Raw genomic sequence first — 18,517 nt, 5'->3', positions numbered from 1 at the left:
AACTGACCTCAGACCTTCAGCGACGAGATGGTGGTGGACAGGAAGCCGGTCACGATGCCGGAGGCGGCCGGAATCATCAGCAGCTTCGAGCCCGCCGGGATGTTCTGGTCGCTGAGCTGATCGTGCAGGACGATGAAATGCGAAGTGGTGGAGGTGTTTCCGTACTTCTCGATGACCCGCAGATCCGGCGGCATCGGGGTGCCGAACTCGCGCTCGCAGATGGCGTTCATCCACGGAATGGCGGCCGCGCCGAACTGGTGGTGGATCACGTAGTCGAACTGCTCATCGGCGAAGGTGCGGCCCTGCGCCTGGAGGTAGTTGATCTGACTGTTGGTGCCGAGCAGGAAGCGGTCTTCGTTGTGCATTTTGCGGTTATCGGTGTACAGCGCAACACCCTGGCTCTTGTCGCTGGGCATGCCAAGACACAGTTGCGAGTACTCCGCCGCGGTCATCATCTCGATGTAGTGGATCTTGTCGTTGTCGTCGACGGCCTCGTCGAGCACGACCGCGGCGCCCGAGTCGCCCACCGACAGCGACGCGAACTGCAGATCGTATTTCTCCGAAATCTCGGCCACCGCGGTGTCGGCGATCGGAGTAATGGCCTCACCGCTGACCACCATGCCGTTGCGCACCGCACCCGAGCGGATCATCCGGTCCAGGATGTAAGTGCCGGTGAGCATTCCGGCGCAGGCGTTCGACACGTCGAACGTAATGGCGTTCTTTGCCCCAATAAGACGGCTTATCGAACCGGCGAAGGACGGCTCCATGTACATGCGGGTGGCGTGGTTGCTCCGCGTGATGGAGGTGGAGATGATCACGTCGAGCTCGCCGGCGTCGTACCGCGACCTGGACAGACAGTCCTCGGCGGCCTTCATGGCGATCGCGAAGGAGTCCTCGTAGCTGTCCGGGTTCGTGTCGTGCACCCGGCGTTCCTTCACCCCGGTAATTTTTTCGAGATCGAAAGACGGGGGTTCCTTCAGCCGGGAGAGCAGCTCCTGGGTGGTGACGATATTCGAAGGCAGATAGGCGCCGATGGATTCGAATCGAGAATGCGACACGCGCGCTCCTGAAATCGTGGAAAGAAAACGGTTCCGGATCGTCTCTGATCGTCGGTGCGACGGACACTACCCGACGGTAACTAGGAACGCCTACGGCTCAGATGTGGGGGTGAGCGACACTGCGAGAGTAAGTGTTCCGTGAGGTATCACTAACTGGTGACCGACTGGCTATGGGTGCGTGACAGTGCCGCTACGGCACGAATTTTGCGGGTCGCCAATGGTTTTCGGGTCTGGTGTGCGGAGGTCGGGCGGCGTTGTGCATCGCGACCGAAAAGTGAACTAGCGAATGTTCAGCTATCGCAATGGCTGCGGGCGAACAATGGGTGTCACGCCACCGTGATGTGAGTGAGTTCACTGCGCGCCGGGCAATTGGATACCGTCCGGTTTCGCTCGGAGCATCCTTCTCGTGCAACGCTTAACTATGTTGTGGCCGAACGGAATCCGCGCAAAGCGGGCGGCGGCGATACGGCGGATACATCCCACGATTTATCCGGCTGCGCGGTGGCAACTGTCTGGGTCGTAGGCTGGGCACGCACCCCGCCTAGCCGAGGAGACAGCGATGACAACCGCTACCGAGCACATCGATGTGCTCATTGTCGGGGCCGGACTGTCCGGCATCGGCGCGGCCTATCAGTTGCAGCGAGCGTTCCCGCGCCGGACCTACGCGATCCTGGAGGGGCGCGCGGCGCTCGGCGGGACCTGGGATCTGTTCCGCTATCCCGGAATTCGCTCCGACTCCGACATGTACACCCTCGGCTACCGATTCAAGCCGTGGCTGGGGGAGAAGTCGATCGCCGACGGCGACACCATCCTCGACTACGTCCGGGAGACGGCCGCGGAGAACGGCATCGATCGCCACATCCGGTTCCAGCACCGGGTGCTGCGCGCCGAATGGTCCTCGGCGGACAACCGCTGGACCGTGACGGCCGAGCGCACCGACACCGGCGAAACCGTCACGCTCACCGCCGGTTTCCTGTTCTCCTGCTCCGGCTACTACCGCTACGACGAGCCGTATGTGCCGGAGTTCGCCGGTGCCGACCGCTTCACCGGACCGGTGGTGCATCCCCAGTTCTGGCCCGCGGACCTGGATTACGCGAACAAGAAGGTGGTGGTGATCGGCAGCGGCGCGACCGCGGTCACCCTCGGCCCCGCGCTGACCGAGCAGGGCGCGCGGGTGACCATGTTGCAGCGCAGCCCGAGCTATATCGTTTCCCGGCCCGCCCGGGACAAGATCGCGATGAAGGTGCGCCGCTACCTGTCGCCGCGCGCCGCCTACGCGGTGGTCCGGGCCAAGAACGTGGCCTTCACCACGACGATGTACGAACTGAGCCAACGGTATCCGGCCTGGATGCGCGAACGCATCCGCGGCCTCCAGCAGCGCTGGCTGCCGCCGGGCTACGACATCGACACGCATTTCACCCCGCGCTACGACCCGTGGGATCAGCGACTCTGCTTGACCCCCAACAACGATTTCTTCCGAGCCATCCGCAAGGACAGGCTGGACATCGTCACCGACCGGATCGAGACGTTCACCGAGACCGGCCTGCGCCTGGCCTCCGGCGCGACGCTGGACGCCGACATCATCGTCACCGCAACGGGATTGAACCTGCTCGCGTTCGGCGGCATGGACCTGGTGGTGGACGGCAAGCCGGTGAAACTGTCGCAACGCATGGCCTACAAGGCGATGATGCTCTCCGACGTGCCGAACTTCGCCTACATCATCGGCTACACCAACGCCTCGTGGACGCTGAAGGCGGATCTGGTGTCCGAGTACGTGGTTCGGCTGCTTCGGCACATGGACCGGCGCGGGTACGTGCGGTGCACGCCGGTGGGCGATCCGTCGGTCGGCGCCGAATCGTTGTTCGCCGACTTCAATCCCGGCTATGTGCTGCGCTCGGCGAGCGAGTTTCCGATCCAGGGCGATCGCGCGCCGTGGCGGTTGCGGATGAACTATCTGCGCGACCTGGTCACGCTGCGGCACGGGTCGGTCACCGATGCCGCGATCAGTTTCGAGCGGGCCGGGCGCGGTGCGCCGGTGGCGGTGCGGGACTAGGCCTCGGTGCGGACCGAGGAACGGGCGCGGGCAATGTTTTCCAGTACGGTCGCGGCGTGTTCGTCGAATCGGGCACGGGGGACCGGGATCTCGCCGTCCAGCCAGGGCCGGTAGAGGTAGGCGAGGGCGCCGAAGATGGCGCTGGCGTTGAGGGTGTTGTCGTGTTCGTCGGGTGGCGCGTTCGAGTAGTCGCCGGCGCCGATCGTCACAGCGATCGGCGCCGTGAATAATCCGATGAGTTCGTTGGCGCGGGGCATCAGTACGGGGGTGGCCTGCGATTCGACGAACATGATCCGGCCGCGGCGGCGATCGTCGACCAGGTAGTCGGTGAACACGCCGACGAGGTGCCGGAACATGGCGTCGCGTTCGATCGGCGCGGTGGGCAGCGCGTCGAGTAGGCGATCGCGGGCGCCGAGGACGACGGCGTCGAGCACGGTGGTCAGCAGCGCGTCCAGGTTCGCGAAGCTCTCGTAGAAATAGCGTTCGGTGAGCCCGGCCTGCCGGCACACGCCGCGCATCGAGGTCTCGGCGGCGCCCACGGTGGCCATCAGTTCGGTGCAGGCCTCGATGAGCTGTTCACGGCGGCCGGCGACCCGATCGGCGGGGGACCGTCCGCGCCAGCGGCGCATGCCGGGGCGGGACCCGTCGTCTTCGGCGACCATGGCGCCATCTTCTCACAGGCCAGGTATTGACATCAGGTGATGTTGACAGCGTCTGATGTCATCAATAGATTGCCAAGATGCTGGGCTTCGCCGATCAGAGATGAGGGATGCGAGATGGGCTCCACGGTCTATGCCGATCAGGCGCACACGCTCGCGTGACGGCCGTCGAGGAAGGGTATCGGGCGGGATTCGGGCTGCGGATGATGGCCTCGGCCGCCGACAGTTGCCAACGTGCCTTCGTCGAAGCTGATGCGCCGCAGTTGCTTTCGGTGCGGCAGGTCGTCATCGATCGGATCGAGCCGGAGGCTGATGGGGTTGTCAGCCTGAGCTTGACCGATCCGGACGGCGTGCTGCTACCCGGTTGGACGCCCGGTGCGCACCTCGACGTGATTCTTCCGTCGGGCCGGCGGCGGCAGTATTCGTTGAACAGTGACCCTGCCGATCGCGGGCGATACCGAATTGCCGTGCGCCGCATTGCCGATGGCGGCGGATCGAAAGAGATCCACGAGCGACTGCGCGTGGGTGATCGGCTGTCGGTGCGTGGAGTGCGCAATACCTTTCCGTTCGTCGAGGCGCAGCAGTACCTGTTCGTCGCCGGCGGCATCGGCATCGCGCCGATCCTGTCGCTGGTCTATGCCGCCGAACGCGCCGGAACACCGTGGCGGCTCATGTATTTCGGCCGTTGCCGAGCCCGGATGCCGTTCCTGTGCGAACTGGCGCGGCTGATCGGCGGCGACGTGGTGGTCCGTCCGGACGACGAATTCGGCAGGCCGAACCCGCGGATGATCTTCGAGCAGACACCGACCGGTGCGACCGTATATGTCTGCGCCCCATCGCCGTTGGCCGAGTCCGCGCGACAGGTGCTGTCGCTGCACGACCCGACGGCAGCGCTGTACACCGAGCGCTTCGCGCCGGTGTCCTAGAACCTGTGGACTCGGCGACCAACGTCGTTCGCCGAGTTCGCGGGTCAGCACCTCGCTGACCCGCTGCGATCACACCGGGAAGATCCCGGGCAACTGCATCGCGTATTCGAGATCGGTGCGGGTGCCGAGGGTGGTCAGTAGCACGCGGATCATCGTAAGTCGGCCCGCGGCAACCGTTTCCGGGTCCGGTTCGCTGCCGGGTTCGGTGCCCGCGGAGATGCGGTAGACGACGTATTCGCAAACGTGCAGTGCGGCATCGAGATCCAGGGGACTGGGGACCGGGCGGCCGAGTTCGGTGAATCGGTCGCGGACCAGCGCGCGGATATCGTCCAGTGCGCGTTCGCGATACGCCGAGACCGGCGAGCCTGGGTCATGCAGCTCGGCGAACAGCGGGCGCAGCATGGCGCCGTGGCCGCCGGCCCAGTCGAGGTAGGCGTCGATCAGGCGGATGCCGAGGTCGACGGGTTCGTCGGTGCCGGTCAGGGCCAGTCCGATGCCGTCGACCAGGCCGTCGTTCGAGGTGTTGAGCAGCACGTGCAGCGGCTCGGTCGCGTTGCCGAAGTAGCGATAGAAGGTGGGGCGGGCCAGGCCGGCCTGCTCGATGATCTGCGCGACGCTCAGCCCGCGGGACCCGTTGCGGGTGAATACCTCGGCGGTGGCGAGCACGATCCGGGCGCGGACCTCCTCGGCCTGCTCCTGCGTCTGCGGCGGTCGGCCGCGTCGCGTGGTCGCCTCGGTCATCGCGCCGCGGGGACATGGTGCCGGCTCACAGCGAACCGCCGGTCATGTCTGTGTTCCATGACGAAGAGCTTGACACGAGGTGTGGCACGCCTATTAATCTAACACTAGTGTTCAGTTAAAGGTGGACGCGCTTGCGACGCCGCCGACCGTCCCCATGAGAGGGCAGACAATGACGACCGCCTCCCAGCTCGCCGCCGCCGACGCGTTGCCATCGTCGCTGGTGGAGCCGTTGCTCGCCCGGGCGGTCGCGGGCGGTGCGCCCGCGGTCGAGGTGTTCGCGCCTGCCACCGGGCGCAAGATCGCGAACCTGCCGCAGTCCTCGGTCGCCGATATCGACCGGGCCTTCGCGACAGCCCGCACGGTGCAGCAGGAGTGGGCCCGCCGCCCGATCCGCGAGCGCGCCGCGGTGCTGCGCCGCTTCCACGACATCGTGCTCGCCGAGCAGGACACCATCCTCGACATCGTGCAGACCGAGACCGGCAAGTCGCGTGCGCACGCGTTCGACGAGGTCGGCGACGTCGCGGTCAATGCCAGGTATTACGCCCAGGTCGCGGCGAAGCTGCTGGCCACCCGCAAGCCGCGCGGCGTGCTCCCGGTGCTCACCCAGGTCGACGTGCGGCACCGGCCGAAGGGCGTGGTCGCGGTGATCTCGCCGTGGAACTACCCGCTCGCGCTGGCCGCCTCCGACGCGCTGCCCGCCCTGGTCGCGGGCAACGCCGTGGTCGCGCGCCCGGACAACCAGACCGCGATCACCGCGCTCTGGGCCATCGACGCCGCCGAACGCGCCGGCCTGCCGAAGGGGTTGTGGCAAGCGGTGCTCGGCCGCGGTTCGGTGATCGGCCACGAGGTGATCGGCCGCGCGGACTACGTCGACTACACCGGTTCCAGCGCGACCGGCCGCACCATCGCGCAGCAGGCCGGGGAGCGGCTCATCGGCTACTCGCTCGAACTCGGCGGCAAGAACCCGCTGGTGGTGCTCGCCGACGCCGATGTATCCAGGGCCGCCAAGATCGCCATCCGCGCCTGCTTCGCCTCGGCGGGGCAGCTGTGTGAGTCGATGGAGCGAATCTATGTGCACGACAAGGTGTATGACCAGTTCGTCGCCGAATTCATCGAGCACGTCAAGGGAATCGAGCTCGGTGGCGGCCTGAACTACGACAACGACATGGGCTCGCTGACCTTCCCACGCCAATTGGACACGGTCCGTTCGCATGTCGACGACGCGGTGGCCAAGGGCGCGACGGTGCTGGCCGGCGGGCAGCACCGGCCCGACCTCGGTCCGTACTTCTACGAGCCGACGGTGCTGAGCGGCGTGCGGCCCGGCATGACGGTGTACCGCGAGGAGACCTTCGGCCCGGTCGTGTCGATCTACCGGGTCGGCAGCGACGACGAGGCGGTCGAGCAGGCCAACGACACCGCGTACGGCCTCAACGCCAGCGTCTGGACCAAGGACATCGGCCGCGGGCGCGAGGTCGCGGCGCGGATCAACGCCGGTTCGGTGAACGTCAACGAGGGTTTCATCGCGGCCTGGGGCAGCGCCGACGCGCCGTCCGGCGGGCTGGGCATCTCCGGTACCGGGCGCAGGCATGGCGCCGAGGGCCTGCTGAAATACATCGACACCCAGACCATCGCGGTGCAGCGGATGCTGCCGATCGCGCCGCTGCCCGGCATGTCCGAGGAGCTGTGGGCCAAGACCATGACGTTCTACTTCGGGGTCATGAAAAAGCTACGGCAGAAGTAACTTTCACCGGAATCGACAGGGATAGGGACGGATGAAACTCGACACGGTTGCGGGTAAGAAGGTGCTCGTCACGGGCGCCGCGATGGGCCTGGGCAAGCTGTTCGCCGAGCGGGCGGTGCGCGAGGGCGCGGCCGCGGTGGTGCTGTGGGACATCAACGAACTCGCGCTGAAGGAGACCGCGGCCGAGCTGACCGGTCTCGGCGGCACCATCCACCACTTCGTGGTCGACGTGTCCGCGCCGGACGCCATCGCCGAGGCGGCGGAGTCGGTCCGTGCCGAGGTCGGCGCCATCGACATCCTGGTCAACAACGCGGGCATCGTCCGGGGCAACAGCTACTTCTGGGACACGGAGAATCGCGGCGACATCGAGAAGACGATGGCGATCAACGCGCACGCGCCGATGTACGTCACCCTCGAATTCCTGCCCGCGATGGTGGCCGGTTCGGCCGAGGCGCGGGTGCTGACCATCGCGTCGTCGGCCGGGCTGGTGTCGAATCCGCGGATGAGCGTGTACGCGGCGTCCAAGTGGGCGGCGCTCGGCTGGTCGGATTCGGTGCGCATCGAGCTGGAGCAGGCGGGGCACGAGCACGTCAGGGTGACGACGGTCTGCCCGACCTACATCAACACCGGAATGTTCGACGGCGCAAAGGGATTCCTGTTCACGCCGATCCTGGAACAGGACGAGGTGGTCGACACGTCCTGGCGTGCGATGAAGAACGGCACGCCCCTGGTGATCCTGCCGTGGACCTCGCGGCTGAACAAGGCGTTGTCCGGCATCCTGCCGATCAAGTTGCGCGACCTGTTCCTCAATACCGTCGGCGTCTACCACTCGATGGACGAGTTCACCGGTCGCAAGAAATAGGGAACTAGCGGGCGGGTCTGGTGCCGATGACGACGGTGGCGTAGTCCTCGTCGGATTCGGCGATCCGGCCCGCGAGTCCGTGTTCGGCCAGCACGTCGAGGGCGACCGGCGCCTGCGTCTCGCTGGATTCGATCAGCAGGTGGCCGCCGGGGGCGAGCCAGGTCCGGGCGTCCGCGGCGACGCGGCGGAAGATGTCCAGGCCGTCCGGCCCGCCGTCGAGGGCGGCGCGCGGTTCGTGGTCGCGGGCTTCCGGCGGCATCCGCTCGATCATCTCGGACGGCACGTACGGGGTGTTGGCCAGCAGGACGTCGATGCAGCCGTGCAGTTCCTCGGGCAGTGGTTCGAACAGGTCGCCCTGGTAGACCGGAGCGCCGATCGGCGTGAGATTGCGGCGCGCGCACTCGACGGCGACGGGGTCGATGTCGGCGGCGGCCAGCGTCACCAGGGTGTGCTCGGCGGCCAGCATCGTGGCCAGCGCCAGACCCAATGCGCCTGAGCCGCAACATAAATCGACGACCACGGAATGGCGGTTGCGGGCCCGGACCAGATCCGCGGCGGCCTCGACGAGGAAAGCGGTGCGCTGGCGTGGCACGAAAACGCCCGGCGCGACCGCGACCCGCAGGCCGTGGAATTCGGTCCAGCCGAGCAGATGTTCCAGGGGAGTGCCGGCGACCCGCTGCGCCACCAGCGCGTTCAGATCGGCGCCGGTTTCCGCGGCGGCGGCGATGAGCAGGCGGGCTTCGTCCTCGGCGAAGACGCAACCCGCCGCGCGTAAGACCTCGACCACCTCGGTACTACCTGCCATCACCCGGACATCCTGCCGTGCCTGGCCGCCGTCGAGCCACTGGATTTTCCGGTGACGTCGGTCTCGACAGCCGCGTGCCCGGGATCCGCACGGTCGCGCGGATCCCGGGCACGGATGCTGAACTCAGCGCGAAGTGTCCAACTCGAACGTGCGGGTGGCGTCGAGATAGATCCCGCGCTGGGACTGCCGGGCCGGTGGCGGCAGCTGGGAGACCAGCTGTTCCAGCGAGGTGGTCGCGCCGACCACCTGGGTGCCGGCCACGATGAAGTCGGCGACCGCGCGCCGGATGTGGTTGGGCGAGGTGACGACGACCGCGCTGGTCGCGCCGACCTCCCGCAGCTTCTGCGTGCCGAACAGCGCGTTCTGCACGGTCGACCCGGCCCGGCCCTCCACGCTGATCCGGTTCGGCGGCACGCCGTGGCCGATCAGCCAGCCCGCCATCGCGTCCGCCTCGGTGATGCCGTTCTGCGGGTTGCCGCCGGTCACCACGATGGGGGACAGGGGTGCGGCGATCGATTGCAGCCAGGCCGCGGTCAACCGGTTCACCAGCTCGGGGCGCAGCGCGCCGTCGGGCAGCAGGCCGTAACCGAGGACCACGATGCCGGTCTGCGGACCGATCAGCGCGGGCAGCGGATTCGGCAGGGTGCCGACGGCCGCGCTGATGGCGTTGAGCACGTTGGTCGTGCCTGCCGCCATGCCCGGGTCGACGACGTTGAGCCGGGCCATCGCGTCGGCGAGCGCGGGCAGGTCACCCGCGTAGTGCGACCAGATGGCCTGTAGCGAGAGGGCGTCGGCGTCGCCGGGGTCGGCGCCGATCAGGTTGCGGAGGTCGGCGCGGCCGGCGACGTCGTTGCCGTCGGTGAAGTTGCGCTGGGCGGAGTTGTACAGAGCGTCGGTCTCACCGGCGTGGGCCGGGACGCCGGCCAGGCCGGTGACGATGACGGCCGCGAACAGGGACGCGGCCAGATGTTTCCAGTGCCTCGATATCTTCACTACAGTCGACACCTTTCCGCGAAAATGCTGAGGGCATGCTGGGTGCTCGGCAAAAGAACGGGTAGGGCACGTGCTGGCAGTTAGCCGTGGGCAAGCATGACCACGATACGGCGGCGTGATCTGGAAATCGCGTATTTGCCGGGCGGATTCTGCGGCTTATTTCGGGCATCGGGACAAACCGGGCGCGGCTCGTCGGGCGCAGTCACCGCGTCCGGTGGCGGCCCCGATAAGGTGTGACAACGTGGATACCGTTTCGCTGACCGGCAAGGAACTCGCCGCCGCCATCAACGCCGACACCAAGCAACGCGCCGCCGCGCGCACCGAGGCGGGCGCCGCGCCGCGCCTGGCCCTGATCGTGGCGAACGACGACCCGGCCAGCGCCTGGTACGTGAACTCGCTGCGCAAGGCCGCCGAGCGGCTCGGAATCGCTTGCGACACCGTCGATCTCGGCGCCGACGCGACCGCGGACACGATCCGCGCGGAACTCGCGGCGCGCAGCGCGGACCGCGCGACCGACGGCATCATGTTGCAGACGCCGCTGCCCGCCGGCATCACCCTCGAAGACGTCAGCTCGGCGATCGCCGCGACGAAGGACGTCGACGGTGTGAGCCCGCTGTCGCTCGGGCTGCTCGCCTCCGGACTCGACGGGTTCGTCGCCGCGACGTCCGAAGCGGTGGTCGAGTTGCTCAAGCAGCACGAGATTCCGTTGTCCGGTCGGCATGTCGCGGTCGTCGGGCGGTCCAACGTGGTCGGCAAGCCGCTCGCGCAGCTGCTGCTCGCCGAAAACGCCACTGTCACAATCTGTCACTCGCGGACCACTGACCTGCCCGCGGTCACTTCGGCGGCGGATGTCGTTGTTGCCGCGGCGGGCCGGATCGGCCTGGTCACCGGCAAGCATGTGCGCGAAGGTGCGGTCGTCGTCGATGTCGGCACCAACGAGGCCGCGGACGGAAGCATCGTCGGCGATGTCGACGCCGATTCGGTGCGCGGCAAGGCCGCGGCCCTGAGCCCGGTTCCCGGCGGGATCGGCCCGGTCACCACCGCGCTGCTCATGCGGCACGTCGTCATCGCCGCGGAGAAAGCCGCGAACTAGACGACTTCAGCTCCACCACGACAACGGCCGGTCCGGGCCAGCAGTGCGACCCCGGACCGGCCGTTGTCGTTCCCTGCCCAGGCGCTACGACTAGCGCATTTCGGCCATCTGTCTTCGTCGCGTCTGCGAAACTCTTGTGCGTCAGGTCACAGCGTGAGTAGCATGCCACTCATCAAGTGAGACATGTTACTTATCTAGGTGGCATGCCATCGCAGCTTGTGGCTCTGTGCTGTGGAGGAAAAGAAGATGGACCGTGCGATCCCCCGTACCGAGGGGGAAGTTATGCAGGCGAACGCAATCCGGAAGATCACCCGCCGGGTGGTGCCGTTGCTGGTGATCGGCTACATCGTTAGCTATATCGACCGGATCAACGTCAGCTTCGCCAAGTTCGGCATGGAGGAGACGTTCGGCATGAGCGCGACCCAGTACGGGTTCGTGGCCGGCATCTTCTTCGTCGGATACGTGCTGGCCGAGGTGCCGAGCAACATCATCATGACCAAGGTGGGCGCCCGGATCTGGCTCAGCCGGATCCTGGTCACCTGGGGCATCATCGCCGCGCTGACCGCGTTCGCGACCAGCGTCGAGATGGTCTACGTGCTGCGCTTCCTGCTCGGCGTCGCGGAGGCGGGCTTCTTCCCCGGCATCATCGTCTACCTCGCCCGGTGGTACCCGAATGCCCAGCGCACCAAGGTGATTGCCACGGTGATGGTGGCGATTCCGGTGGCCAGCGTGCTCGGCAGTCCGCTCAACGGGTGGATTCTCGACACGTTCGACGGCGCGCTCGGCCTGGACGGCTGGCGCTGGATCTTCATCGTCGGTGGCGTGCCCGCGGTGGTGCTGGGCGTGGTGTTTTTCTTCCTGCTCACCGAGTCGCCGGAGAAGGCGAAGTGGCTCGACGACACCGAGCGCGCGTGGCTGAAGCAGACCCTGGACGCGGAGAACGCCGAGCGCGCGCAGACGGCGCCGGCCGGTCACCTCGCGGCGCTGCGGGACAAGCGGGTGATCGCGCTGTGCCTGGCCTACTTCCTGCTGCTGTGCGGGGCATATCCGCTGGCCTACTGGATGCCGTCGGTGGTCAAGGAGGTCGGGCACGGGCTGAGCAGCTTCCAGATCGGGTGGCTCTCGGCGATCCCGTTCCTGCTCGCCGCGGTCGGGATGTACATCACCGGGCGGCTGGTGCGCAACGACCGTTCGTCGCGGCCGGTGCTGATCGCGCTGGCCATTTCGGTGGTCGCGTTCACCGTGACGGCGTTCGCGCTCGGCTCGCCGCTGCTGGCGTTCACCGCGATCACCGTGGCCACGATGGCCGCGCAGACCGCGAAACCGCTGTTCTGGGCGGTGCCGACGGCCTACCTGGCCGGCGCGGGCGCGGCCAGCGGCATCGCGCTGATCAACTCGCTCGGCAACGCGGCCGGGTTCGTCAGCCCATACGCGTTCGGCTGGATCAAGGACGCGTCCGGCGGGCACACCAGCTTCGCGATCGCGGTGATGATCTTGGCCAATGTCGGCGCGCTGGTTGTGGTCGGCGCGATCGCCGTGCGGACGCGAGCCCGCCGCGCCGCGGCAGTACCCGCTCCCTGAGCGGCTATGCTGGGGAATCGCCCGAGGTCGGTGTGCCACGGGCGATTTCCCGTTGCTTTCGCTCCATGAAGAGGTGCCTTGTCGCAAGACGCGGTTGACAGCAAGTCCGAGCAGATCGCTGCCGAAATCCGGGACGCGATCCGGCAAGGGCGGCTCGAGCGCGGCATCCTCTACTCGTCGCGCGAACTGGGCGAACGGTTCGGGGCCTCGCGGACGCCGGTGCGCGAGGCGTTGCTGAAGCTGGCCGATCTGGGCCTGGTCAAGATCGAACGCAACCGCGGCGCCCGGGTGCTCGGGCAGGACGGTCGCGGCATCGTCGACCTGTGCAGCCTGCGCGTGCTGTTGGAACCGCCCGCCTGCCGCAGTGCCGCCGCGGTGATGACCAGCCGCGACGACGAAGCCATGCTGACCGAGTACCGGATCATGGAGCGCACGGCCGACGGCGGCGCCGAATACTTCGCCGCCGACGAGCGGCTGCACGAACTGATCTTGCAGGCCAGCGGCAATCGCCGGCTGGCCAAGTTCGTCAACGAGCTGCGCCAGACGCTGGCGCTGGACGGCAGGCACAGCGTGCCGCGGTATCAGCCGGTGGATACCGCGCTGAAAGACCACTGGGACATCATCGACGCGCTGCGCAAGCGCGACGGGGTCGGCGCCGAGCGTGCGATGCGCAAGCACCTGGTCCGTTCCGGCGATCTGCTGGTCGCGCACAGCAGCGACGACAACCGCGGTCTGGTCGCGGAATGGCGGCGGTGGGTCTCGGTGTCGGTGCCCGAGGGCGACCAAGTCACCTACTGACAGTTCGGTCCGAAACTGGATAGGTGTCACTCATAAATGAGTGTTGCATGCTACTCATGATGAGTAGTATGTTGCAGACACCAAGGGGCTGCGATCGGCAGCCGGTCCGGCGAAGGGACATTCGGTGAATTCCAACTCGTATGCGACGTCCGTCGCCAGAGGCATCTGGGCGGCGGAGGTCGATCTGGTCGGGTACGTGCCATCGGTCAGCGTGGCGCCCGTCATCACGGCGCTGGTAGAGACCAGCGGCGGCGCGGCGGGCATCTCGGAGCGGGTGTTCCCGCTCTCTCGGGAAGAGGAGGCGGCCGGCCTGATCGGCGCGCTGCCGCTGACCGGGAAGCTCGGCGCGATCGTCATGCAGGACAACGGTTTCGGCAATGCGCTGACCGCGCTGACCACGTTCAACGTGGCCTACCACCTGCCGATGCTGATCGTCGCGAACACCCGCGGCGGGCTCGGCGAGTACAACTCGATGATCCACACGTTCAGCCAGCACGTGCCGCGCATGCTCGACCAGTTCGGCATCCAGACCTTCCAGCTCGACCGGCGCAGCGGACCGGAGGACTGGGAATCGGTGGTCACCGAGGCCGGGGTGCACGCGCGCATGACTTTTCGCCCCGTGGTGGTGCTCGCGCACTTCTGGGCGACCGACGGTAAGGCGGCTTGATCGTGAAACGTATCGACGCACTGCGGATCATCGCCACGCACACGACCGAGCTGCCGGTGGTGGTGACCTGTGCCGCGTCCAGCCGGGAGCTGGCGGCGGTGGCGGACCGCCCGAACAACCTGTATCTGCTCGACGCGATGGGGCTGGCCGGTTCGGTGGCCACCGGCGTCGCGCTGGGGATCGCGGACACCGATGTGCCGAAGGTGGTGGCGATCGAGGGCGACGGATCGCTGCTGATGAACCCGAATGTGCTTCCCACAGCGGGCTTTCTGCGGCCGGCGAAGCTGGTGATGGTGTTGCTGGACAACGGCGTGTACGGCGCGACGGCGAACCTGCCGACCTACGGTTCGCGAATCGACCTGGGGGAGCTGGCCGCCGCGGCCGGCTGGACGGTGCGCCGCGCGGCCGATCCGGAAGAACTCGGGGAACGGTTGACCGAGGTGCTGGCCCTGGACGGCCCGGTGTTCCTGCATGTGCGCATCGCGGTGGGCAATGCCACCGGCGTGCCGAAGCTGCTGGAGAATCCGGTGATCCTCGGGCGGCGCTTCCAGGACTGGCTGGCCGCGCGCTCCACGGTGAAGGCGGGCCGATGATCACCACGATCAATCCGGTCGACGGAAGTCCCGTCGAGACATACTCTTTCACCCCTGATCATCAGCTGTCGGCGCTGCTGAACCGGGCCGTCGCCGCTGCCCGCAGGGCGGTCGACGAGCCGTTTGCGGACCGCGCCGATCGGCTGCGGCTGCTGGCCGCCCGGCTGCGTTCGGACTCGCAGACGCTGGCGGCGCTGATCACCACCGAGATGGGCAAGCCGATCGGCCAGGCCGTGGCCGAGATCGAGAAGTGCGCGCTCACCTGTGACTACTACGCCGATCGCGTCGCGGATCTGGTTGCGCCGCAAGCGGTCGACGTCTTCCCGGACGGCGGGCAGATCCGAACCAGGCCGCTCGGCGTCATTTTGGCGATCATGCCGTGGAATTACCCGTTCTGGCAGGTCTTCCGGTCGATGCTGCCTGCGGTGGCGATCGGCAACACGGTGCTGCTCAAGCACGCCGACAATGTCACCGGTTGCGCGCTGGCCGTGCAGCGGCTGTTCGACGAGGTGTGCGGCACGGGCGTGCTGACCAGCGTGTTGTTGCCGCCGGATCGGATCGGGCCGCTGATCGATGATCCGCGCGTCGCGGCGGTGGCGTTCACCGGCAGCAATCGGGTCGGCGCGATCGTCGGGGCCCGGGCGGGGCGCGCAGTCAAGAAGGTCGTGCTGGAACTCGGCGGGTCCGATCCGTTCATCGTGCTGTCCGATGCCGAGGTAGGCGACGCGGCTGCGGCCGCGGTGCGCTCCCGGTTCCTCAATGCCGGGCAGAGCTGTATCGCCGCGAAGCGAATCATCGTCGAGCGGACCATCTTTCCCGAGTTCGCCGAGGCGATGGTGGCCGAACTCGGCAAGCTGGTCGTCGGCGATCCGGCCTTGCCTGGCACCGATATCGGTCCGATGGCGCGTGCCGATCTGCGTGACGAGTTGCGCAGGCAGCTGAACGCGACGGTCGCGGCCGGGGCCGAGGTATTGGTCGGCGGCGCAGGCGATTCCGGTCCGGGCGCCTGGTTCACGCCGACCATCGTCGAGGTGCCGGACACGTATTCCGTTGCGTTCCAAGAGGAAACGTTCGGCCCGCTCGGCGCGCTGCTGCCGGTCGGCTCGGCGGCCGCCGCCTTGACCGCCGCCAACGCCTCGGCCTACGGCCTGAGCTGCTCGATCTGGGGTCGTGACCTCGGCAGGGTCGAGCAACTCGCGGCCAATATCGCGGCCGGCTCCGTCTTCGTCAACCGCATCTCCGAATCCGACCCGCGCCTGCCCGTCGGCGGGGTCAAGGCCAGCGGGCACGGCCGCGAGCTGAGCACCTACGGCGCCACGGAATTCGCCAACATCCAGGCGGTACGCACCGCCCCATCCGCGAGGAGCAGTCGATGACCATAACCCGAATCTCAGCCCGCGTGGTCGGCATCCCGGTCGACAAGCCGACCCGAATGTCCAACCGCGACTTGACCGATCGGCACTACGTCCTGGTCGAGGTCGCCGACGACACCGGCGCGACCGGCCTCGGCTACACCTACGCGGGCACCAGCGGCGGCACGCTGACCAAGTGCGCGGTCGACGACGTGCTCGCGCCGGTCTACCTCGGCGCCGACCACAACGACGTGCACGGACTGTGGAGTCTCGCCTACCAGGAGGCGCTGCTCGCGGGCCGCCGCGGCGCCGTGCTGCGGGCCTTGTCGGCCATCGACATCGCGCTCTGGGACTTACGCGCGAAGCGAGCCGGACTGCCCCTGGCCAGCCTGCTCGGTGGTTCGACCACCCCGCTGCCCGCGTACGCGTCCGGCGGCTACTACCGGCCGGACGAGGGCGAATGGACGGTGGCCGTGCGCAAAGAGATCGAATTCAATGCGGGACAAGGCTTTACCGATCACAAGATCAAGGTCGGCGGCCTGAGCGTGGCCGAGGATGCGCGCCGGGTGGCGGCCGCGATCGAGGCGATCGGCGACACCGGCCGGCTCGCCCTGGACGCCAACAACGCCTATCGCTCGGTGCACGAGGCCCGCCGCGCCATCGAGGCGTTCGAGCGCGCGGCCGGTGACCGGGAGCTGTGGTGGTTCGAGGAGCCGCTCTCGCCGGACGCGATCGCCGGGCACGGCGAACTCGCCAGGCAGATCCGCACGCCGGTGGCCACCGGCGAAATCCACCAGACCCGTTGGGAATTCCGGCAGCTCATCGAGGCGGGCGCGGCCTCGATCCTGCAAGCCGACGCCGGCGTGGTCGGCGGCGTCACCGAGTGGCTGCGGGTCGCGCACGCCGCCGACGCGTTCGGCTTGCAGATGGCGCCGCACTGGCATCACAACCTGCACGTGCACCTGTGCGGCGCGGTGGCGAACACGCTGGTCGTCGAGTACTTCGCGCTGGAGAAGGGCATCTACAACTTCGAACAGCTGCTCACGCCGGAGACCCGGTTGCGGTACGGGTCCAATCAGGTGCAGGTGCCGCAGCGGCCGGGGCTGGGCATCGAACTCGACGAGGAAGTCGTCGCCAAGTACGAGTTCGCCTGAGCCGCAGGGTTATTGACCCGGGCTGATGGCGCTGATCAGGGTGCGGCCGTCGTCCTTGGTGGTGGTGACGAGCTGCGGGTTGTAGGTGACCGGCGCGCGGCCGGGGCGGTTCTCGGTGACGACCACCATGTACTGGCCGGCGAACGCGCCGGGGGTGATCGCGACGCAGTAGGTGGTGCCGACCGGAATGCTGTCGATGCCGCGCTGGATGGCGTCGGCGGGTTCTACCGCCGCGTCCTGGGTGGTCGCCGCGCGGACCTCGTCGCCGGAGCGGGTGACGTAGTACGCGTGCTGGAAGGCGAAGATCGCGCCGGGCCCGGAGTCGAAGTTGCCCGCGTCGTTGCCCTTGATCCGGTTGCCGACCTTCTCCGACGTGCACTGCGCGCCGGCGGAGGCGGCCGGGTCGGCGATCCGCGGCGTGCTGGTCGCCACCGAGGACGGCTCGTCGCCGCCGCTGAAGTACACGAAGGCGGCGGCGGCCACCGCGGCCGCGCCGAGCACCCCGAGCAGCGGCACCACCCAGCGGCGGGGCGACCGGTTCCGCTTGGACCGATCGATCAGTCCGCTGAACTCGTCCTCGAAGTGGTCCGGTGCGTAGTCCGGTTCCGGTTCGCGCTCAGGCATCTGCTCGACCCAATCGGCGTACTCGCCCCGATACCGTTCCTCCGGTGCATACCGTTGTTCCGGCGTGTACCGCTGTTCCGGCACACCACGATTCATCATCTGCGGCCCCCGCCCATAGTCGTATCCGGGCTGTGAGCCCATCTCCGGTCGATCCATCGCCCCGCCTTCGTCAGGTCATATCGCCAGGTTATCCGCACCGTTCCCGAAATGCAGCAAGGTGCGGACGCGTATGTCCGGCCGACTCGCTGTCGCTTCGGGCAGAATACTGCCCGGTTGCTGACAATGGTGTGCGCGCGGGGGATACCGGTCGGTAAGTCCGGATTGTGCTACCCGGTGGTCGAATCGAGGGTAGCCAGCAGGTCTCGCAGGGTTTCGCGTTGCTCGGCGGTGAGCGTGGCGAAGAGTTCCTCGGCGGCCTCGCGGCGCGCATCGGCCATCCGGGCGAGCGTGGCGCGGCCGGACTCGGTCAGGGTGACCAGGGTGGCGCGGCGATTGGCCGGGTCGGGTGCGCGGGTGACCAGATCGGCGGCGGTGAGGGCGTCGACGACGGTGGTGGCCGAGCGCGGCACGATGCCGAGCCGTTCGGCGAGCGCGGTCATCCGCAGCGGTTCGTCCTGGTGCGCGATGATGCGCAACGCACGCGCCTGAGCTGGGGTGAGACCCAGCGGGGCGAGCCGGCCCACCTGGTTGCGCCGGATCCGTTTGGCCGTGCGCAGGAACAGTTCGGGCAGGTCGGTGTCGGCGGACTCCATGTTTCTGAGCATAACTCATTGTTTCGGGAACAATTATGAGTCATGCTCAGTTTCATGAGTTAGCT

The 18,517-nt window shown here is 67.7% G+C and carries 18 protein-coding genes; 11 read left to right on the top strand and 7 right to left on the bottom strand.

The window, feature by feature from the left end:
- Window positions 1-8 precede the first annotated feature (8 nt).
- Window positions 9-1,058 (bottom strand): 3-oxoacyl-[acyl-carrier-protein] synthase III C-terminal domain-containing protein, encoded by a 1,050-nt coding sequence (locus AB0M22_RS24735; protein ID WP_364731156.1) that lies wholly within the window; start codon window positions 1,056-1,058, stop codon window positions 9-11.
- 559 nt (window positions 1,059-1,617) lie between these two features.
- Between AB0M22_RS24735 and AB0M22_RS24730 the strand changes: the two genes are divergently transcribed.
- On the top strand, window positions 1,618-3,111 hold the full coding sequence (locus AB0M22_RS24730; RefSeq protein ID WP_364731152.1) for an NAD(P)/FAD-dependent oxidoreductase: 1,494 nt from the start codon (window positions 1,618-1,620) through the stop codon (window positions 3,109-3,111).
- Here the strand turns inward: AB0M22_RS24730 and AB0M22_RS24725 are convergent.
- Window positions 3,108-3,773 carry a TetR/AcrR family transcriptional regulator gene (locus tag AB0M22_RS24725; protein ID WP_364731150.1) on the bottom strand — a complete coding sequence of 222 codons (666 nt, stop codon included), beginning with the start codon at window positions 3,771-3,773 and terminating at the stop codon, window positions 3,108-3,110. The two genes, AB0M22_RS24730 and AB0M22_RS24725, sit on opposite strands and share 4 nt — an antisense overlap.
- Window positions 3,774-3,928: 155 nt before the next feature.
- Here AB0M22_RS24725 and AB0M22_RS24720 point away from each other — a divergent pair, with 155 nt between their 5' ends.
- Entirely contained in the window at window positions 3,929-4,696 is a 768-nt protein-coding gene (locus AB0M22_RS24720) for a ferredoxin reductase (protein WP_364731148.1), read from the top strand.
- A 69-nt stretch (window positions 4,697-4,765) separates the two neighbouring features.
- Here AB0M22_RS24720 and AB0M22_RS24715 read toward each other — a convergent pair whose 3' ends face one another.
- Complete coding sequence (locus AB0M22_RS24715) at window positions 4,766-5,437, bottom strand: TetR/AcrR family transcriptional regulator (RefSeq protein WP_364731145.1); 672 nt, start codon at window positions 5,435-5,437, stop codon at window positions 4,766-4,768.
- A gap of 169 nt (window positions 5,438-5,606) precedes the next feature.
- On the opposite strand from AB0M22_RS24715, the gene AB0M22_RS24710 reads away from it, so the two are divergent.
- On the top strand, window positions 5,607-7,178 hold the full coding sequence (locus AB0M22_RS24710) for a succinic semialdehyde dehydrogenase (RefSeq protein WP_364731143.1): 1,572 nt from the start codon (window positions 5,607-5,609) through the stop codon (window positions 7,176-7,178).
- A gap of 31 nt (window positions 7,179-7,209) precedes the next feature.
- A complete protein-coding gene (locus AB0M22_RS24705; protein WP_364731140.1) occupies window positions 7,210-8,040 on the top strand; it encodes an SDR family oxidoreductase in 831 nt (276 codons plus the stop codon).
- 4 nt (window positions 8,041-8,044) lie between these two features.
- On the opposite strand, the gene AB0M22_RS24700 is transcribed toward AB0M22_RS24705, so the two are convergent.
- Entirely contained in the window at window positions 8,045-8,845 is an 801-nt protein-coding gene (locus AB0M22_RS24700) for a putative protein N(5)-glutamine methyltransferase (protein ID WP_364731138.1), read from the bottom strand.
- A 123-nt stretch (window positions 8,846-8,968) separates the two neighbouring features.
- On the bottom strand, window positions 8,969-9,838 hold the full coding sequence (locus tag AB0M22_RS24695) for a YdcF family protein (RefSeq protein WP_364731136.1): 870 nt from the start codon (window positions 9,836-9,838) through the stop codon (window positions 8,969-8,971).
- A 241-nt stretch (window positions 9,839-10,079) separates the two neighbouring features.
- Here AB0M22_RS24695 and AB0M22_RS24690 point away from each other — a divergent pair, with 241 nt between their 5' ends.
- The 7 genes from AB0M22_RS24690 (at window position 10,080) to AB0M22_RS24660 (ending at window position 17,076) form a co-directional block, all read left to right on the top strand.
- Window positions 10,080-10,931: a bifunctional 5,10-methylenetetrahydrofolate dehydrogenase/5,10-methenyltetrahydrofolate cyclohydrolase gene (locus tag AB0M22_RS24690; RefSeq protein ID WP_364731133.1), complete on the top strand. Its 852-nt coding sequence runs from the start codon at window positions 10,080-10,082 to the stop codon at window positions 10,929-10,931.
- A gap of 282 nt (window positions 10,932-11,213) precedes the next feature.
- On the top strand, window positions 11,214-12,512 hold the full coding sequence (locus tag AB0M22_RS24685; RefSeq protein WP_364731131.1) for an MFS transporter: 1,299 nt from the start codon (window positions 11,214-11,216) through the stop codon (window positions 12,510-12,512).
- Between the two features lie 78 nt (window positions 12,513-12,590).
- Window positions 12,591-13,310 carry a GntR family transcriptional regulator gene (locus AB0M22_RS24680; RefSeq protein WP_364731128.1) on the top strand — a complete coding sequence of 240 codons (720 nt, stop codon included), beginning with the start codon at window positions 12,591-12,593 and terminating at the stop codon, window positions 13,308-13,310.
- Between the two features lie 124 nt (window positions 13,311-13,434).
- The gene (locus tag AB0M22_RS24675; RefSeq protein WP_364731125.1) at window positions 13,435-13,977 is read left to right on the top strand and encodes a thiamine pyrophosphate-binding protein; all 543 of its coding nucleotides are present in this window, start codon (window positions 13,435-13,437) and stop codon (window positions 13,975-13,977) included.
- 2 nt (window positions 13,978-13,979) lie between these two features.
- On the top strand, window positions 13,980-14,570 hold the full coding sequence (locus tag AB0M22_RS24670) for a thiamine pyrophosphate-dependent enzyme (protein WP_364731123.1): 591 nt from the start codon (window positions 13,980-13,982) through the stop codon (window positions 14,568-14,570).
- Window positions 14,567-15,946, top strand: coding sequence for an aldehyde dehydrogenase family protein (locus AB0M22_RS24665; protein WP_364731121.1), 1,380 nt, complete (start codon window positions 14,567-14,569; stop codon window positions 15,944-15,946). Before AB0M22_RS24670 ends, AB0M22_RS24665 begins: the two co-directional genes overlap by 4 nt.
- A complete protein-coding gene (locus AB0M22_RS24660) occupies window positions 15,943-17,076 on the top strand; it encodes a mandelate racemase/muconate lactonizing enzyme family protein (protein WP_364731118.1) in 1,134 nt (377 codons plus the stop codon). Before AB0M22_RS24665 ends, AB0M22_RS24660 begins: the two co-directional genes overlap by 4 nt.
- A gap of 9 nt (window positions 17,077-17,085) precedes the next feature.
- Here AB0M22_RS24660 and AB0M22_RS24655 read toward each other — a convergent pair whose 3' ends face one another.
- Together AB0M22_RS24655 and AB0M22_RS24650 are read right to left on the bottom strand one after the other, a co-directional pair.
- Window positions 17,086-17,856, bottom strand: coding sequence for a hypothetical protein (locus AB0M22_RS24655; RefSeq protein WP_364731116.1), 771 nt, complete (start codon window positions 17,854-17,856; stop codon window positions 17,086-17,088).
- A gap of 170 nt (window positions 17,857-18,026) precedes the next feature.
- A complete protein-coding gene (locus AB0M22_RS24650; protein ID WP_364731113.1) occupies window positions 18,027-18,452 on the bottom strand; it encodes a MarR family transcriptional regulator in 426 nt (141 codons plus the stop codon).
- Window positions 18,453-18,517 lie beyond the last annotated feature (65 nt).

The organism is Nocardia sp. NPDC051756 (assembly GCF_040681495.1).
GTDB lineage: Bacteria > Actinomycetota > Actinomycetes > Mycobacteriales > Mycobacteriaceae > Nocardia.
This window is presented reverse-complemented; position numbering and strand designations above follow the sequence as displayed.

Coding starts and splice junctions, on each gene's coding strand:
- AB0M22_RS24685 (WP_364731131.1), top strand. CDS start 11,214: ATGCAGGCGAACGCAATCCGGAAGATCACCCGCCGGGTGGTGCCGTTG.
- AB0M22_RS24705 (WP_364731140.1), top strand. CDS start 7,210: ATGAAACTCGACACGGTTGCGGGTAAGAAGGTGCTCGTCACGGGCGCC.
- AB0M22_RS24655 (WP_364731116.1), bottom strand. CDS start 17,856: ATGGATCGACCGGAGATGGGCTCACAGCCCGGATACGACTATGGGCGG.
- AB0M22_RS24650 (WP_364731113.1), bottom strand. CDS start 18,452: ATGGAGTCCGCCGACACCGACCTGCCCGAACTGTTCCTGCGCACGGCC.
- AB0M22_RS24700 (WP_364731138.1), bottom strand. CDS start 8,845: ATGGCAGGTAGTACCGAGGTGGTCGAGGTCTTACGCGCGGCGGGTTGC.
- AB0M22_RS24665 (WP_364731121.1), top strand. CDS start 14,567: ATGATCACCACGATCAATCCGGTCGACGGAAGTCCCGTCGAGACATAC.
- AB0M22_RS24660 (WP_364731118.1), top strand. CDS start 15,943: ATGACCATAACCCGAATCTCAGCCCGCGTGGTCGGCATCCCGGTCGAC.
- AB0M22_RS24710 (WP_364731143.1), top strand. CDS start 5,607: ATGACGACCGCCTCCCAGCTCGCCGCCGCCGACGCGTTGCCATCGTCG.
- AB0M22_RS24725 (WP_364731150.1), bottom strand. CDS start 3,773: ATGGTCGCCGAAGACGACGGGTCCCGCCCCGGCATGCGCCGCTGGCGC.
- AB0M22_RS24730 (WP_364731152.1), top strand. CDS start 1,618: ATGACAACCGCTACCGAGCACATCGATGTGCTCATTGTCGGGGCCGGA.
- AB0M22_RS24715 (WP_364731145.1), bottom strand. CDS start 5,437: ATGACCGAGGCGACCACGCGACGCGGCCGACCGCCGCAGACGCAGGAG.